Origin of the sequence: Pseudomonas sp. NPDC089428, from assembly GCF_044749325.1 — a bacterium.
In the GTDB taxonomy this organism is placed as follows: Bacteria; Pseudomonadota; Gammaproteobacteria; order Pseudomonadales; family Pseudomonadaceae; genus Aquipseudomonas.
Genome location: NZ_JBIVHT010000002.1, coordinates 1 through 15,549 on the forward strand (window position 1 = coordinate 1; position 15,549 = coordinate 15,549).

Sequence of the window (15,549 nt, forward strand, 5' to 3'; positions counted from 1 at the left end):
TTAAAGAGCGTTTGGTTAAGAGCTTTTCGTCTCAACCGAGGCGCGCATTCTACGCTTTCCTCATTTGCTGTCAAGCGTTTATTTTGAAGTTTTTTCGAGAAACTCGTTTAGCTTCAAACACTTGACTCGCTGCGATCTCTCGTAGCGGGAGGCGAATAATACAGCGTTTAAAACCGCTGTCAACCTTCATCTCAACCGCTATCGATCATTTGATCGAAGCCCTTTCAGCACCTTCCGAATCGTCTAACTCGTTGAATCTCAAGGAGTTTGTCGTTCCGTTGTCGCTGGAAGTGGGGCGCATTATAAGGGGATCCGGAAGGGCGTCAACCTTTAATTTCAAGAAATTGAAATATAAGAGGAAAAGACCGTTTCAGGGCCACCAGGTGCTTGCCACGAGCCTTGCTGCGCCTGTGAGATCGAGCGCCGCGCGGGCGGCGCTCGATCTCACAGGCGCCAGACAACTAAAGACAGGCACATCTCAAAACCAATTCAGCCTCAAGACAAGCCCCCACCAGCCCCACCGCAAAAACAAAGCGGGGAGGCCTGTCGGCCTCCCCGCTTCTATATAGTTACACCATCTGGCGATCACTCAGCCTTCAGGGTAACCCGGCCAAACGACTTCTTGCCTGCCTGGCAAACATGCGTCGCACCAAGGACAAAGATGAAGTCCTTGTCGACCACCGCACCATCGACCCTCACCGCACCACCACTGAGCAGGTCACGCGCCTGTGCCGAGTTCTTCACCAGGCCCGCGCGATTCAGCACGGCGGCGATTGGCAGATCTTCAGCTGCAGCCACTTCGATTTCCGGCAGATCTTCCGGCAGCTCACCTTCCTTCATACGGTTACCCGCAGCACGGTGAGCGTTAGCCGCCGCCTCTTCACCATGGAAGCGCGCGACGATCTCTTCAGCCAGCTTGATCTTGATGTCACGCGGGTTGGCGCCATTGGCAACGTCGGCCCGGAACTGATCGATCTCTTCCATCGAACGGAAGCTCAGCAGCTCGAAGTAACGCCACATCAAGGTATCCGGGATCGACACCAGCTTGCTGTACATCACGCCCGGCGCTTCCTGAATGCCGACATAGTTGCCCAGCGACTTGGACATCTTCTTCACGCCATCAAGCCCTTCGAGCAATGGCATGGTCACGATGTTCTGTGCCTCCTGACCATAAGCGCGCTGCAACTCGCGCCCCATCAGCAGGTTGAACTTCTGGTCGGTACCGCCCAGCTCCACATCAGCCTTCAGCGCCACGGAGTCATAGCCCTGCACCAGCGGGTAGAGGAACTCGTGGATGGCGATCGGCTGGTTGGTGGTGTAGCGCTTGTCGAAGTCATCACGCTCGAGCATGCGCGCCACGGTGTACTGCGATGCCAGACGAATGAAGTCGGCCGGGGTCAACTGGTCCATCCAGGTGGAGTTGAACGCAACCTCGGTCTTGGCCGGGTCGAGAATCTTGAACACCTGCTGCTTGTAGGTCTCGGCGTTTTCCAGCACCTGCTCGCGGGTCAGCGGTGGACGCGTGGCGCTCTTGCCGCTCGGATCACCGATCATGCCGGTGAAGTCACCGATCAGGAAGATGACCTGATGCCCCAGCTCCTGGAACTGGCGCAGCTTGTTGATCAGTACCGTGTGCCCCAAATGAAGGTCAGGTGCAGTCGGGTCGAAGCCTGCCTTGATACGCAGTGGCTGGCCGCGCTTGAGCTTCTCGACCAGTTCCGACTCGACCAACACCTCTTCCGCACCGCGCTTGATAAGCGCCAGCTGCTCTTCAACCGACTTCATAGACAGACCCGCAAGGCTCAGATTCAAAGGGAGCCAACCATACAAGATCGGCCATCAATTACAAGTTTCGAAATGAAATGTGACCCGACCGACGCGTCACGGCGTCTACGCGCCCTTGCGCGAAAGTAGATTTGGTTATATTTTATACAGTTATTTCATCTTCATCATGTCATTCATCTTTTCCATATTCATTTTTCTTCAAAGTCACCTTACCTATGACCAACGAAACGCCTAAAGCGCCCCCGCTTTATCCGAAAAGCCATCTGTTGGCCGCCAGCGGCATTGCCGCCCTGCTCAGCCTGGCACTGCTGGTATTCCCCTCCAGCGAAGTGGAAGCCAAGAAGACCACCCTCAGCCTGGAGCTGGAAAGCCCGGCCGAGCAGTTGAAGGACGAGTCCAGCGCCGCCCCGCTGGTACAGACTCAGGGCGATCAGGGTTCTCCCTTCGCGCAGATCGACGGCGCTGAAACCAACACCGAGCAGGCTGCACAAGAAGCACCTGTCACCGAGAAAAAGCCTGAAGCCAAAGAGCCAGGTCACCGCGAAGTGACCGTAGCCCGCGGCGATACACTGTCTACTTTGTTCGCCAAGGTCGGCCTGCCAACCAACGCAGTGCACGACCTGCTGGCCAGTAACAAGCAAGCCAAGCAGTTCAGCCAGCTCAAGCATGGCCAGGTGCTGCAGTTCGAACTCGACAAAGATGGCCAACTGGCCAGCCTTCACAGCAAGGTCAGCAACCTCGAAACCATCCGTCTGACCAAGACCGCCAAGGGTTATACCTTCGATCGCGAGATCAGCAAGCCAGTAGTCCGTACCGCCTACGCCCATGGCGTGATCAAGAGTTCGCTGTCGGCTTCGGCCCAGCGCGCCGGCCTGTCCCACAGCATGACCATGGACATGGCCAAGGTACTGGGTTACGACATCGACTTTGCCCAGGATATCCGCCCTGGCGACGAGTTCGACGTGGTCTACGAACAGAAGGTGATGGACGGCAAGGTGGTAGGCACCGGCAACATCCTGTCAGCGCGCTTCACCAACCGCGGCAAGACCTACACCGCCGTGCGTTACACCAACAAGCAGGGCAACACCAGCTACTACACCGCCGACGGCAACAGCTTGCGCAAGGCGTTCATCCGCACCCCGGTCGACTTCGCCCGCATCAGCTCGCGCTTCTCCGCCGGCCGCAAACACCCCATCCTGAACAAGATCCGTGCGCACAAGGGCGTGGACTACGCCGCCCCGCGGGGCACCCCCATCAAGGCAGCGGGCGATGGCCGCATCGAGCTGGCTGGGCGCCGCGGCGGTTACGGCAACACCGTGATCATTGCTCACGGCAACAGCTACAAGACCCTTTACGGTCACATGCAGGGCTTTGCCAAGGGCATCAAGACCGGCAGCAACGTTAAACAGGGCCAGATCATCGGTTACATCGGCACCACTGGCCTGTCGACCGGCCCGCACCTGCACTACGAGTTCCAGGTCAACGGCGTGCACGTCGACCCGCTGAGCCAGAAGGTGCCGATGGCAGACCCGATCGCCAAGAATGAACGCCAGCGTTTCCTGCAGCAAAGCCAGCCACTGATCGCCCGCATGGACCAGGAAAAGGCCACCATGCTCGCGGCGAACAAGCGCTGACTCATGGCGCTTTACCTGGGGGTGATGTCCGGTACCAGCCTCGACGGCTTGGACATCGCCCTGATCGAACAAGGCGAGCATCTGCAACTGCTCGCCACTCATTACCTGCCGATGCCGGACGACCTGCGTCAGGATCTGCTCAATCTGTGCAGCAGCGGCCCAGACGAGATTGCCCGCGCCGCCCTGGCAGAAAACTGCTGGGCCAGCCTGGCAGCTGAAGGTGTACGGCAATTGCTCGGCCAGCAAGGGCTGCAGGCCGAGGCCATCCGAGCCATCGGCAGCCACGGCCAGACCATCCGTCATGAGCCGGCTCGCGGCTTCACCGTGCAGATCGGCAACCCGGCGCTGCTGGCCGAGCTCACCGGTATCTGCGTGGTCGCAGACTTCCGTCGTCGCGATGTGGCGGCGGGCGGCCAGGGCGCACCACTGGTGCCGGCCTTCCATGAAGCCCTGTTCAGCCACCTTGGCCAGCGCCTGGCGATTCTCAATGTGGGTGGTTTCAGCAACCTGAGTCTGATCGAGCGCGACAAGCCCGTGCATGGCTTCGACTGCGGGCCAGGCAACGTGCTGATGGATGCCTGGATCGAGCGCAAGCGTGGCCAGGCCTATGATGCCAATGGCGCCTGGGCTGCCAGTGGTAACGTGCAAGACGATTTGCTGAGCAGCCTGCTGAGTGACCCGTTCTTCGCAGGCAGCGGCCCGAAAAGCACCGGCCGCGAGGTGTTCAACCTGCCCTGGCTGGATAGACACTTGACGCGTCTGCCGGCCTACCGTGAAGAAGATGTCCAGGCCACGCTCCTGGAGCTGACCGCGCGCAGCATCATCGAATCGCTACTGAACGCCCAGCAAGGCACCGAGGCGCTGCTGGTATGCGGCGGCGGCGCTCGCAATGGGGCCCTGATGGCTCGCCTTGCCGAACTGCTGCCACAGACCCGGGTCACCAGCACCGGTGCACAGGGCGTGGACCCGGACTGGGTCGAGGCCATGGCCTTTGCCTGGCTCGCCCACTGCTGCCTCGAGGGCATTGCCGCTAACCGCCCAAGCGTGACTGCGGCCAAGGGTCCGCGCGTGCTCGGCGCGATCTACCCGGCCTGATCCCAAGTCAGAATGCAAAACGCCGCGCTATTGCGCGGCGTTTTCGTACAGCCTGGTTCAGATCGAGAACGAAGAACCGCAACCGCAGGTCGTCGCGGCATTCGGGTTCTTGATCACGAAACGCGAACCTTCCAGGCCTTCCTGGTAGTCCACTTCGGCACCGGCCAGGTACTGGAAGCTCATCGGGTCGACTACCAGCGAAACACCCTCACGTTCAACAATGGTGTCATCTTCGGCCACGTCTTCATCGAAGGTGAAACCATACTGGAAGCCCGAGCAGCCGCCACCGGTGACGAACACGCGCAGCTTCAGGCGGTCATTGCCTTCCTCGGAAACCAGGTTCTTCACCTTTTGCGCGGCGCCATGGGTGAATTCCAAAGCCGTAGGGGTGAAGGTTTCGACGCTCATGTTGATTCTCCCGGCGTTGTAGCCGCCATAAAACTCGATGACGCGCATTATCCGCTTCTCCGAGAAAATTGGTCAAGAATTGTGCGGCTTTAGTCGCGACAAACAAAAAGGCCCGCACAGTGCGGGCCCTTTCAAGCGACAAACACTTATGGCAGCAGGCCGGCGTGGGACAGGCCCATGCGCTCATCCAGGCCGAACAGGATGTTGAGGTTCTGCACCGCCTGGCCCGACGCGCCCTTGACCAGGTTGTCGATCACCGACAACACCACCACCAGGTCACCACCCTGCGGGCGATGAACGGCAATGCGGCAGACGTTGGCACCACGCACGCTGCGGGTTTCCGGGTGGCTGCCGGCCGGCATCACGTCGACGAACGGCTCATCGGCGTAGCGCTTCTCGAACAGCGCCTGCAGGTCGACCGACGTATCCGCGACGGTCGCGTACAGGGTGGCGTGGATACCGCGGATCATTGGCGTCAGGTGCGGCACGAAGGTCAGGCCGATGTCCTTGCCGGCAGCCAGGCGCAGGCCCTGGCTGATTTCAGGCAGATGACGGTGCCCCTTGACCGCGTAGGCCTTCATGCTTTCGCCTGCCTCACAGAACAGCGAACCAACCGCAGCGCCACGGCCCGCGCCACTGACGCCCGACTTGCAGTCGGCGATCAGGCGCGATGGATCGGCCAGACCGGCTTCGAGCAACGGCAGGAAACCCAACTGGGTGGCCGTCGGATAGCAGCCCGGCACGGCAATCAGGCGCGCCTGGCGGATCTTTTCACGGTTGACTTCAGGCAGCCCATAGACGGCGTCCTTGAGCAGCTCTGGAGCACCATGCGGCTGACCATACCACTTGCCCCATTCGGTCGCGTCCTGCAGGCGGAAGTCTGCCGACAGGTCGATGACTTTGGTCCCGGCAGCCAGCAGTTCGCCAGCCAGGGCGTGGGCGACACCATGCGGGGTGGCGAAGAACACCACGTCACAGGCCGCCAGGGTCTTGCTGTCCGGCACGCTGAAAGCCAGGCCGTCGTAGTGGCCGCGCAAGTTCGGATACATGTCGGCGACCGCCACGCCCGCCTCGGAGCGCGAAGTGATGACCGCCACTTCGGCCTGTGGATGCTGTGCCAGCAGACGCAACAGTTCGACGCCGGTGTAACCCGTGCCGCCGACGATACCGACCTTGATCATAACGCTTGCCCCTTCTCAACGAGCCGTCTGGAAAGCGCACGATAATAGGGGCGCAAAGCGCCTGTAACAACTCTTGGGGTGCCCCTTCAGGCGCTTGGGCTCTACTATCTGACGACCGTGATTACCTGAAGGAACTCCCTCCATGCTTTACCTATGGATCAAAGCGCTGCATATCGTCAGCGTGGTCTGCTGGTTCGCCGGCCTGTTCTACCTGCCCAGGCTGTTCGTCTACCACGCCCAGAGCCAGGACAGCATCAGCCAGGATCGTTTCGTCACCATGGAGCGCAAGCTGTACCGCGGGATCATGAACCCGGCAATGATCGCGACCTACGTGTTTGGCGCCTGGATGCTTTACCTCACCCCTGGCTGGCTGAGCCAAGGCTGGCTACATGCCAAGCTCACCCTGGTGATTCTGCTGACCGGCTACCATCACATCTGTGGTGCCCAGCGTAAACGCTTCGCCGCTGGCACCAACACCCGTAGTCACGTGTACTACCGCTGGTTCAACGAAGTACCGGTGCTGTTCCTGCTGGGCATCGTGATTCTCGTGGTGGTCAAACCGTTCTGACATACAACGATGGAGCCTCGCCCATGCCCCTGCCTGCTTCGCTCGAACAACGCTTGCGCCTGCCTGTGGTCGCAGCGCCGATGTTCCTGATTTCCAACCCTCAGTTGGTACTGGCCTGCTGCGGCAGCGGCGTGGTCGGCAGCTTTCCGGCACTGAACCAGCGTGACAGCGCCGGCTTCAAGGCCTGGCTGGAAGAAATCGAGGCAGGCCTGGCGCAGTTGCAGGCGCCAGCGCCCTATGCGGTAAACCTGATCGTGCACCCGACCAACCCACGCTTGCAGGCCGACCTGACACTGTGCGTCGAGCATCGCGTGCCCATCGTCATCACCAGTCTTGGCGCCGTGAAGGAAGTGGTGGATGCGGTGCATGGCTATGGCGGCCTGGTGTTTCACGACGTAACCACCCGCCGGCACGCCGAAAAAGCCGCCGAGGCTGGCGTCGATGGCCTGATCGCCGTGGCAGCGGGCGCCGGCGGGCATGCTGGAACCTGGAGCCCGTTCGCCCTGGTGGCCGAGATTCGCCAGTTCTTCGACAAGACCTTGCTGCTGGCCGGCTGCATCAACCACGGCCACGAGGTTCTTGCCGCACAGTTGCTCGGTGCCGATCTGGCCTACATGGGCACACGCTTCATCGCCACCCAAGAAAGCCATGCCCAGAACGGTTACAAGCAGATGCTACTCGATGCCCAGGCTGCCGACATCATCCACACGCCTGCCGTGTCCGGTATCCCGGCCAGCTTCCTGCGCCCCAGCCTGGAACAGGCCGGCTATGACATGGCGGCACTGAGGTCCGGGCACGAGCAAGGCAAGCTCAAGCCGATCGACGACGAAGCCAAGGCCTGGAAAACCGTCTGGTCCGCCGGCCAGGGCGTAGGCGAGATCCATGACCTGCCCGCAGCCGCCACACTGATCGAGCGTCTGCACGGCGAGTACCACGACGCCCTGGAGCGTTCCCTGGCATTGCGCGCCAAGGCCGTGTAGCAAAAGGCAACAACTCGCCTGGCCAGGCTGTACACTAGGCGCCCTCTTCAGCCCCCAGGAGCCTTGCATGACCCGTTACGCCATGATCACCGGTGCTTCCAGCGGCCTGGGCCTGGCCCTGGCGGAAGCCCTGGCGCGGCGCGGGCGTAACCTGATCCTGGTAGCACGCCATCGAGAAACGCTGGAGCCGGTCGCACTCGAACTGGCTCAGCGTTTCGGCGTCGAAGTGCTGCTGCGCGCCTGCGACCTCAGCCAGCCCCTGCGCCTGTCGGGTTTCGTACTGGAACTGGAAGAAGGCGAGCGACGTATCGACCTGCTGGTCAACTGCGCCGGCCAACGCACCTACGGCCCTTTCCTGGCCCACGAATGGGCCGACGAGCAGGACCTGCTGGAGGTCAATATCCTTGCCCTGAGCCGCCTGTGCCACGCCATTGGCAACCTGATGGCGGTGCAAGGCGGCGGGCAGATTCTAAACGTCGCCGGCCTGGCCGCCGTCGCGCCAGGCCCGGGCATGGCCACCTATGCCGCCAGCAAGGCCTATGTGATGAGCTTCACCGAAGCGCTGCGCGAAGAGCTCAAGCCTACCGGCATCAAGGTATCGGTACTTTGCCCCGGCCCGGTACGCTCGTCGCGTCGGCGCATCCCCAGGCTTGAAGGCAATAGCCGTTGCCTGAGCCCTGAAGAAGTGGCGTTGTACACCGTGCGCGCCCTGGCCAGGAACCGCGCGGTGATCATGCCAGTACGGCGCAATCGCTGGCTGGCCTTCGCTCCGCGCCTGCTGCCGCGCTGGATGGCGCGCAAGCTGGCCGGCTTCATCCACCGCCGCTACTGCCCGGTTGGAATGGAATAGCCTCTGGGCGAGTGGCGCCCGGCTGAGTACACTCGGCCGACACTCACCATGGAGCAAGTGCTGTGGAAGATTTATTCATCAAGATCATCAACCGGGAGATCCCGGCGAAGATCATTTACGAGGACGACCAGGTTCTGGCGTTCCACGACATCGCGCCGCAGGCACCGGTGCATTTTCTGGTCATTCCGAAGAAGCACATCCGCACCCTCAACGACCTGACCGAAGAGGACAAGGGCCTGGCCGGTCACATCCTGTTCACCGCCCAGCGCCTGGCAAAAGAACTGGGCTGCGAGGAAGGCTTCCGCGTGGTCATGAACTGCAACGAGCAAGGCGGCCAGACCGTCTATCACATCCATATGCACGTGCTTGGCCAGCGCCAGATGCACTGGCCGCCGGGCTGATCCAAGGCAAGCCCCCTCCGGGCGATTAAGGTAAACTGTCGGGCATCACTTCAGCGGAGGTGCCCGATGGCTACCGAACGTCACTACTCGCCGCTCGACCGCTTGTTGCTGCAGGCCGATACCGCCATGCGCACCTTGCTGCCCTTCAGCGGCCAACCATCCCGCCCATCGCCGGCGATCATCCAGCCCGATACAGAACTGGATGACAACCAAACCCGCCACATCGCCGGGCTCATGCGCATCAACCACACCGGCGAAGTCTGCGCGCAGGCGCTGTATCAGGGCCAGGCATTGACCGCCAAGCTGCCGGAAGTACGCAAGGCCATGGAACAGGCGGCCGAAGAAGAAATCGACCACCTGGCCTGGTGCGAACAACGCATCCGCCAGCTGGGCAGCCACCCGAGCGTGCTCAACCCGCTGTTCTACGGCATGTCGTTCGGCATCGGCGCCCTCGCCGGCCTGGTCAGCGACAAGGTCAGCCTCGGTTTCGTCGCCGCCACCGAGCATCAGGTATGCAAGCACCTGGACGAACACCTGGAGCAGCTCCCCCAGCAGGACGAAAAGTCCCGCGCCATCCTTGAACAGATGCGCGTGGACGAAGAGCAGCACGCCGAGTCCGCGCTCGATGCTGGCGGCTATCGTTTCCCGATGCCGGTACGTTTCGGCATGAGCCTGCTGGCCAAGGTCATGACCAAGAGCACCTACCGCATCTAAAGGGCGTACCCATGACGGACCGTATCGACGCCAAGGACCTGGCGCGCGCCGTACAAGCCGGCATTCTCCAGCCAGGCCAGGACCAGGCCCTGCTGGCGTTTCTGCGCCAGCAACCACCAGCCCGGGGCAGTTTCCAGCTTGCCCATGTCGCCTTCTACTTCGGCGCCCTGCTGATCATGGGGGCGATGGGCTGGCTGCTCACCGAAGCCTGGATGACCATTGGCGACGGGGCTTTGCTGGCCGTCGCCATCCTTTATTTAGTTCTTCTCACTTCTTTCGCCCTGACCCTGCAGCGGCGCAAGCAAGCCGTTGCCGCCGGTGTGCTGGCCGCCGTCGCGGTCAGCATCGTGCCATTGATCGTGTTTGCCATTGAACGCCTCACGGGCTGGTGGCCACTGGATGATGCGCAAGCGGACTATCACCAGTACTACACCTACGTGCAGGGCGGCTGGTTGCTGATGGAGGCCGCCACCGTGGTTGCCGGGCTGCTGATGCTGCGCCTGATTCCCTACCCCTTCGTGGTGATGCCGATTGCCGTAGCGCTGTGGTTCATGTCGATGGACCTGAGCGAATGGGTGTATGGCTCGCCCTTCTCCTGGGAACAGCGGCGCACGGTGTCACTCTGGTTCGGGCTCGGCTTGCTGCTGGTGTTCCTGGTCGTCGACGGGCGTACCCGCGAGGACTATGCACATTGGGGCTACCTGGCCGGCCTGGCGGCGTTCTGGGGCGGGCTGACGATGATGGAAAGCGACAGTGAACTGGGCAAGACGCTGTACTGCCTGATCAACCTGGGGTTGATGGGCATGGCGGTACTGTTGCGCCGCCCGGTATTCATGGTCTTCGGGGCGCTGGGGGTAGCGGCTTATCTGGGGTACCTGTCTTACGAAGTGTTTGCCGAATCACTGCTATTCCCCGTGGTGCTGACCTTGATCGGGTTGGGGGTGATCGGTTTGGGGCTGGGGTATCAGAAGCGGCGAGAGCGGTTGAGCCAGGCGGTCAGAAGCAGCTTGCCGGAATGGTTGCTCACTGCCCTTCCAGCGCTGCGCGACTGACTGAAGATTGCCGGGGCCGCCTTGCGGCCCCAATGTCCGGGACTCAGCCCAGCTCTACGATCTCGTAACCATGGGTGATTTCAACACCAGCACGCTCGAGCATGATCGACGCCGAGCAGTATTTCTCGGCCGACAATTCCACCGCACGCTTGACCTGGGCCTCTTTCAACCCACGCCCTTTCACCACGAAGTTCATGTGGATCTTGGTGAACACTTTCGGGTCTTCACTGGCACGCTCGGCTTCCAGGAACGCTTCGCAGCTTTCCACCGCCTGGCGCGACTTCTTAAGGATGCTCACCACGTCGAAGCTGCTGCAGCCACCAAGGCCGAGCAGAAGCATTTCCATCGGGCGCACGCCCAGGTTGCGGCCACCGGCCTCGGGGGGGCCGTCCATCACTACTACGTGGCCGCTGCCCGACTCACCGAGGAACATCGCCTCACCGGCCCACTGGATGCGTGCCTTCATCTGTCCGTACTCCTGGATTTCGCAAAAGGGTGTCAGCTTAAGCCTTGTATGCCTGTCGGAAAAGCTCAATGCGAGTCGCTTTAGTGCCAAAACTTCCATCGCTGTCTGATAAGCTGGCGCCAATTGACTGGCGCGTCGCGTCAGACAAGCTCTAACAAGCGCCTATGCCTCGCATCGAACAGGATTTCGTGATGGTTGCCTCAGCTCTACCTGCCAAGATCAAGAATATCGACAAGCTGTTGGTTCACTGCCAGCGCCGCCGCTACACCGCCAAAAGCAACATCATCTGCGCCGGTGATCGTGCCGAAACGCTGTCGTTCATCATCAAAGGCTCGGTCACCATCCTGATCGAAGACGACGAAGGTCACGAGATGATCATCGCCTACCTCAACAATGGCGACTTTTTCGGCGAACTGGGGCTGTTCGAACCGGCTGGCAGCGAGCAGCAACGTAGCGCCTGGGTGCGCGCCAAGACCGAGTGCGAAGTTGCAGAGATCAGCTACGACAAGTTCCGCGAACTGGCCCGCCAGGACCCGGAGATTCTCTACGCCCTGGGCAGCCAGATGGCCCAGCGCCTGCGCAACACCACGCGCAAGGTCGGCGACCTGGCCTTCTTCGATGTCACCGGCCGCGTGGCCCGTTGCCTGCTCGACCTGTGCAAGCAACCGGATGCCATGACCCACCCGGACGGCATGCAGATCAAGATCACCCGCCAGGAAATCGGCCGTATCGTCGGTTGCTCGCGGGAAATGGTCGGCCGCGTCCTCAAGGACCTCGAGGAACGCAGCCTGGTGCAGGTCAAGGGCAAGACCATGGTGGTCTACGGCACCCGTTAATCTTTCGGCAGGGCTGCCAGCACATCGCGATAGGCCAGGGACAGGCGCTCGAACCAAGGCGCCTCAGGGGCCACTTCGTGCAGGGCGATATGGCTGTCGGCACGGCAGCGCTGCTCCAGGCCACAGCATTCATTGAAGCGGTTGACCGCGGCGACCATCGACTCGCGCTCGTTGTCCAGCAGCAGCGCACCATGCACCAGCACCACCGGGCGCTTGCCGCCCAGCCCCTGGCGCCAGCGCTGGGCCGTACCGACCAGCTTGCGGCCATTGAGGTTGACGTTGTAACGGCCATCGCAGAAGGCACCGTCGATCTCGCCCACCGAAGCCACACCGCCCCACTCGCGCAGCACCTCACACAATGGCAGGCACAGGCGCTCATAGGCGCTTTCGATGCGGCCATGATCACCTTCGCTGCGCGGGGCCACGTAGACCAGCGCAATGTTCACCGTCGCGTGCGACTGCGGCACAGGCTCGCCCCCGGTCTCCCGCAACAGCACCGGCCAGCCGGCAATCGCCAGTTCCGCGCAAGCGGCTTCGAAGTTTTCCAGGCGGCTCATGCGCCGGGGCATGACCAGTGCGTGGTCGGTTGGCCGCCAGAACAACACACCGGCATCGCGCTCGCCACGGCAGACGGCGGCCAGCAGCTCTTGCTCGGCATGCAAACCTTGCTCGACAGTGAGCGCCAGGGGTTGATCGGTCATTGATCCACCTTTGATGTTGGGTTTACCGGCCTCTTCGCGGGCAAGCCCGCTCCTACAGGATTTCTATCGCCCTCGGGCGTACACAGTACCTGTGGGAGCGGGCTTGCCTGCGAAGAGGCCAGGACAGGCATACAAAAAAGCCGGCATAAAGCCGGCTTCGAATCGATCAGTCCAGAGACTGAACGGTCTTTTTCACCTGATCCGGGAAGAACAACCGCTGCAGTTCCAGCCCCGGCTGCGCGGCGCGCATGAATGCTTCACCGACCAGGAACGAGTAGACCTCGTTGATTTCCATCAACTCGACATCGGCACGGTTGAGAATACCGCTCTCGGTAACTGCCAGGCGGTCACGTGGAATGCGTGGCAGCAGGTCGAGTGTGGTTTCCAGGCTGAGCTCGAAGGTATGCAGGTTACGATTGTTCACCCCGACCAATGGTGTATCGAGGGTCTTCAGCGCACGCTCCAGCTCATCGCTGTCATGCACCTCGACCAGCACGTCGAGGCCGAAATCCTTGGCCACCGAACCCAGCTCGGCCAACTTCACGTCATCCAGCGCCGACACGATCAGCAACACGCAGTCAGCGCCCAGGGCACGAGCTTCGACGATCTGGTACGGGTCGACCATGAAATCCTTGCGGATCACCGGCAGCGAAACAGCGGCGCGGGCCTGTTGCAGGTATTCGTCTGCACCCTGAAAGTAATCCACATCGGTCAGCACCGACAGGCAAGTCGCGCCACCCTTCTCGTAGCTGACGGCAATATCGGCCGGCACGAAGTTCTCGCGGATCACGCCTTTGCTCGGCGAAGCCTTCTTGATTTCGGCAATCACCGCCGGCTGCTTGCGCTTGGCCTGCTCGATCAGCGCATTGGCAAAGCCGCGCGGGGCATCGGCAGCCTTGGCCAGGCGCTCCAGTTCAGCGAGGCTTACGCGCGCGCTGCGCTCGGCCACTTCCTGGAACTTGCGGGCGATGATCCTTTCCAGCACCGTCGGCACACTCATGCTTCGTTCTCCACTTTGAATACTGCAGTAAAGGCGCCCAGTTCCTGCAGCTTCTCCCAGGCCAACCCGGTGTGCAGTACGTCGTGGGCCAGTTCCACGCCCCCCTTCAAACTCATGGCATGGTCAGCGGCATACAGCGCCGCGCCAGCATTGAGCACGATCATTTCGGCAGCCTTCTGGCCGTTTTCGGTCTTGCGCCGGCCCAGGGCATCACGGATCAGCTCCAGCGAGGCCAGCGGCGTCTCGACGGCCAGGCCATGCAGGCTCTGGCTCTTCATGCCGAGGTCTTCGGGTTCGACCCAATATTCACTGATCTCGCCGTTCTTCAGCTCGGCGACGAAAGTTGGCGCAGCCAGGCTGAACTCGTCCAGGCCATCCTTCGAATGCACCACCAGCACATGCTTGCTGCCCAGGCGCTGCAGCACCTCGGCCAGCGGGCGGCACAGCGCCTGGGTGAACACGCCGACCACCTGGTGCTTCACTCCGGCCGGATTCGTAAGCGGGCCGAGCATGTTGAACAGGGTACGCAGCCCCAGATCGCGACGCGGGCCAGCGGCATATTTCATGGCGGTGTGATGGCTTTGGGCGAACATGAAGCCTATCCCCAAGCTGTCGATGCAGCGGGCGACCTGGGTCGGGGTCAGGTTCAGGTAGATGCCAGCAGCTTCCAGCAGGTCGGCGCTGCCGCTCTTGCCAGATACCGCACGGTTGCCGTGCTTGGCCACGGTGCAGCCGGCGGCGGCGAGGACGAACGCCGACGCGGTGGAAACGTTGAAGATGTTTGCACCATCACCGCCGGTACCGACGATGTCGACCACGCCATCGAGGCTTTTCAGCTCGACCTTGTCAGCCAGCTCGCGCATCACCGAGACCGCACCGACGATCTCGTCGATGCTCTCGCTCTTCATGCGCATGCCCATCAGGAAGGCACCGATCTGCGCTTCGCTGCACTGACCCGTCATGATCTGGCGCATGACATCGCGCATTTCATCGGTGCTGAGGTCCAGGTGGCCGACGATGCGGCTCAACGCGCTCTTGATATCCATGATCGATCCTTAGCGGCGGCCGCCGGTCTGCTTGAGGAAGTTGGCGAACAGCTCGTGGCCCTGCTCGGTGAGGATAGACTCGGGGTGGAACTGTACCCCTTCGATGTTCAGGGTCTTGTGGCGCAGGCCCATGATCTCGTCGACCGAACCATCTTCATGGGTAGTCCAGGCGGTGACTTCCAGGCAATCCGGCAGGGTTTCGCGCTTGACCACCAGCGAGTGGTAGCGGGTCACCGTGAGCGGGTTGTTGAGCTCGGCGAACACGCCGAGGTCGCGATGGTGCACCGGGCTGGTCTTGCCGTGCATGACCTGACGGGCACGCACCACATCACCGCCGAAGGCCTGGCCGATGGACTGGTGGCCCAGGCATACGCCGAGGATCGGCAGCTTGCCGGCAAAGTGCAGGATGGCTTCGATGGACACGCCGGCTTCGCTTGGCGTGCACGGGCCCGGGGAAACGACGATGCGCTCAGGGTTGAGGGCTTCGATCTCGGCGATGGTCATTTCGTCATTGCGAATGACCTTGACCTCGGCACCCAGCTCGCCAAGGTACTGAACGACGTTGTAAGTGAATGAGTCGTAATTGTCGATCATCAGTAACATCGGGCTAAACCTCTTGAATCTACTGACTTCAAAAATCGAACCTTCCTACACCGGCCGCAGGCACGGCTTTGCCATGAAGGGCGGTCGCTAAACGAACAGGAAGGCAAACGGGGACGGGCCGGACAGGCCGGCAGGAGATAAAGTCAGGCGCGCCAACGCCAACGGGCGTGGGCCTTGATAACGCGCATCAAGAGTTTGCTGACGATCAACACAGGATAAGTCTCGCTCA

Annotated in this window: 17 protein-coding genes; 9 read left to right on the forward strand and 8 right to left on the reverse strand. The window is 61.6% G+C overall.

Annotated features, from left to right (window positions below; all coding sequences use genetic code 11):
* Window positions 1–585: 585 nt before the first annotated feature.
* Entirely contained in the window at window positions 586–1,785 is a 1,200-nt protein-coding gene (gene tyrS / locus ACIPZ5_RS03390; protein WP_400806702.1) for a tyrosine--tRNA ligase, read from the reverse strand.
* Window positions 1,786–2,000: 215 nt separating this feature from the next.
* On the opposite strand from tyrS, the gene ACIPZ5_RS03395 reads away from it, so the two are divergent.
* Together ACIPZ5_RS03395 and ACIPZ5_RS03400 are read left to right on the forward strand one after the other, a co-directional pair.
* Complete coding sequence (locus ACIPZ5_RS03395) at window positions 2,001–3,419, forward strand: peptidoglycan DD-metalloendopeptidase family protein (RefSeq protein ID WP_400806704.1); 1,419 nt, start codon at window positions 2,001–2,003, stop codon at window positions 3,417–3,419.
* Between the two features lie 3 nt (window positions 3,420–3,422).
* The gene (locus tag ACIPZ5_RS03400) at window positions 3,423–4,514 is read left to right on the forward strand and encodes an anhydro-N-acetylmuramic acid kinase (protein ID WP_343599415.1); all 1,092 of its coding nucleotides are present in this window, start codon (window positions 3,423–3,425) and stop codon (window positions 4,512–4,514) included.
* Window positions 4,515–4,571: 57 nt separating this feature from the next.
* On the opposite strand, the gene erpA is transcribed toward ACIPZ5_RS03400, so the two are convergent.
* On the reverse strand, window positions 4,572–4,922 hold the full coding sequence (gene erpA / locus ACIPZ5_RS03405) for an iron-sulfur cluster insertion protein ErpA (RefSeq protein WP_015268740.1): 351 nt from the start codon (window positions 4,920–4,922) through the stop codon (window positions 4,572–4,574).
* A 146-nt stretch (window positions 4,923–5,068) separates the two neighbouring features.
* Complete coding sequence (argC, locus tag ACIPZ5_RS03410) at window positions 5,069–6,103, reverse strand: N-acetyl-gamma-glutamyl-phosphate reductase (protein ID WP_261941781.1); 1,035 nt, start codon at window positions 6,101–6,103, stop codon at window positions 5,069–5,071.
* A 142-nt stretch (window positions 6,104–6,245) separates the two neighbouring features.
* Here argC and hemJ point away from each other — a divergent pair, with 142 nt between their 5' ends.
* The 6 genes from hemJ (at window position 6,246) to ACIPZ5_RS03440 (ending at window position 10,668) form a co-directional block, all read left to right on the forward strand.
* A complete protein-coding gene (gene hemJ / locus ACIPZ5_RS03415; RefSeq protein WP_343599419.1) occupies window positions 6,246–6,671 on the forward strand; it encodes a protoporphyrinogen oxidase HemJ in 426 nt (141 codons plus the stop codon).
* Between the two features lie 23 nt (window positions 6,672–6,694).
* Window positions 6,695–7,651 (forward strand): NAD(P)H-dependent flavin oxidoreductase, encoded by a 957-nt coding sequence (locus ACIPZ5_RS03420; RefSeq protein ID WP_400806709.1) that lies wholly within the window; start codon window positions 6,695–6,697, stop codon window positions 7,649–7,651.
* A gap of 67 nt (window positions 7,652–7,718) precedes the next feature.
* On the forward strand, window positions 7,719–8,501 hold the full coding sequence (locus tag ACIPZ5_RS03425) for an SDR family NAD(P)-dependent oxidoreductase (protein ID WP_400806712.1): 783 nt from the start codon (window positions 7,719–7,721) through the stop codon (window positions 8,499–8,501).
* 62 nt (window positions 8,502–8,563) lie between these two features.
* Window positions 8,564–8,902, forward strand: coding sequence for a histidine triad nucleotide-binding protein (locus ACIPZ5_RS03430; RefSeq protein WP_343599425.1), 339 nt, complete (start codon window positions 8,564–8,566; stop codon window positions 8,900–8,902).
* Between the two features lie 66 nt (window positions 8,903–8,968).
* Window positions 8,969–9,616, forward strand: coding sequence for a 2-polyprenyl-3-methyl-6-methoxy-1,4-benzoquinone monooxygenase (coq7, locus tag ACIPZ5_RS03435; RefSeq protein ID WP_343599427.1), 648 nt, complete (start codon window positions 8,969–8,971; stop codon window positions 9,614–9,616).
* 11 nt (window positions 9,617–9,627) lie between these two features.
* Window positions 9,628–10,668, forward strand: a complete 1,041-nt coding sequence (locus ACIPZ5_RS03440; RefSeq protein ID WP_400806715.1) for a DUF2157 domain-containing protein — start codon at window positions 9,628–9,630, stop codon at window positions 10,666–10,668.
* A gap of 43 nt (window positions 10,669–10,711) precedes the next feature.
* On the opposite strand, the gene ACIPZ5_RS03445 is transcribed toward ACIPZ5_RS03440, so the two are convergent.
* Complete coding sequence (locus ACIPZ5_RS03445; RefSeq protein WP_004376171.1) at window positions 10,712–11,134, reverse strand: OsmC family protein; 423 nt, start codon at window positions 11,132–11,134, stop codon at window positions 10,712–10,714.
* Between the two features lie 191 nt (window positions 11,135–11,325).
* On the opposite strand from ACIPZ5_RS03445, the gene crp reads away from it, so the two are divergent.
* Window positions 11,326–11,970 carry a cAMP-activated global transcriptional regulator CRP gene (crp, locus tag ACIPZ5_RS03450; protein WP_085676439.1) on the forward strand — a complete coding sequence of 215 codons (645 nt, stop codon included), beginning with the start codon at window positions 11,326–11,328 and terminating at the stop codon, window positions 11,968–11,970.
* Here crp and ACIPZ5_RS03455 read toward each other — a convergent pair.
* From ACIPZ5_RS03455 to ACIPZ5_RS03470, 4 genes are all read right to left on the reverse strand, one after another.
* Complete coding sequence (locus ACIPZ5_RS03455; RefSeq protein ID WP_400806717.1) at window positions 11,967–12,671, reverse strand: biotin/lipoate A/B protein ligase family protein; 705 nt, start codon at window positions 12,669–12,671, stop codon at window positions 11,967–11,969. The genes crp and ACIPZ5_RS03455 overlap by 4 nt on opposite strands.
* Window positions 12,672–12,837: 166 nt before the next feature.
* Window positions 12,838–13,671, reverse strand: coding sequence for an indole-3-glycerol phosphate synthase TrpC (trpC, locus tag ACIPZ5_RS03460; protein ID WP_400806720.1), 834 nt, complete (start codon window positions 13,669–13,671; stop codon window positions 12,838–12,840).
* A complete protein-coding gene (gene trpD, locus ACIPZ5_RS03465; RefSeq protein ID WP_343599435.1) occupies window positions 13,668–14,717 on the reverse strand; it encodes an anthranilate phosphoribosyltransferase in 1,050 nt (349 codons plus the stop codon). Before trpD ends, trpC begins: the two co-directional genes overlap by 4 nt.
* Before the next feature lie 9 nt (window positions 14,718–14,726).
* Window positions 14,727–15,320 carry an aminodeoxychorismate/anthranilate synthase component II gene (locus tag ACIPZ5_RS03470; RefSeq protein WP_343599437.1) on the reverse strand — a complete coding sequence of 198 codons (594 nt, stop codon included), beginning with the start codon at window positions 15,318–15,320 and terminating at the stop codon, window positions 14,727–14,729.
* Window positions 15,321–15,549: the final 229 nt, after the last annotated feature.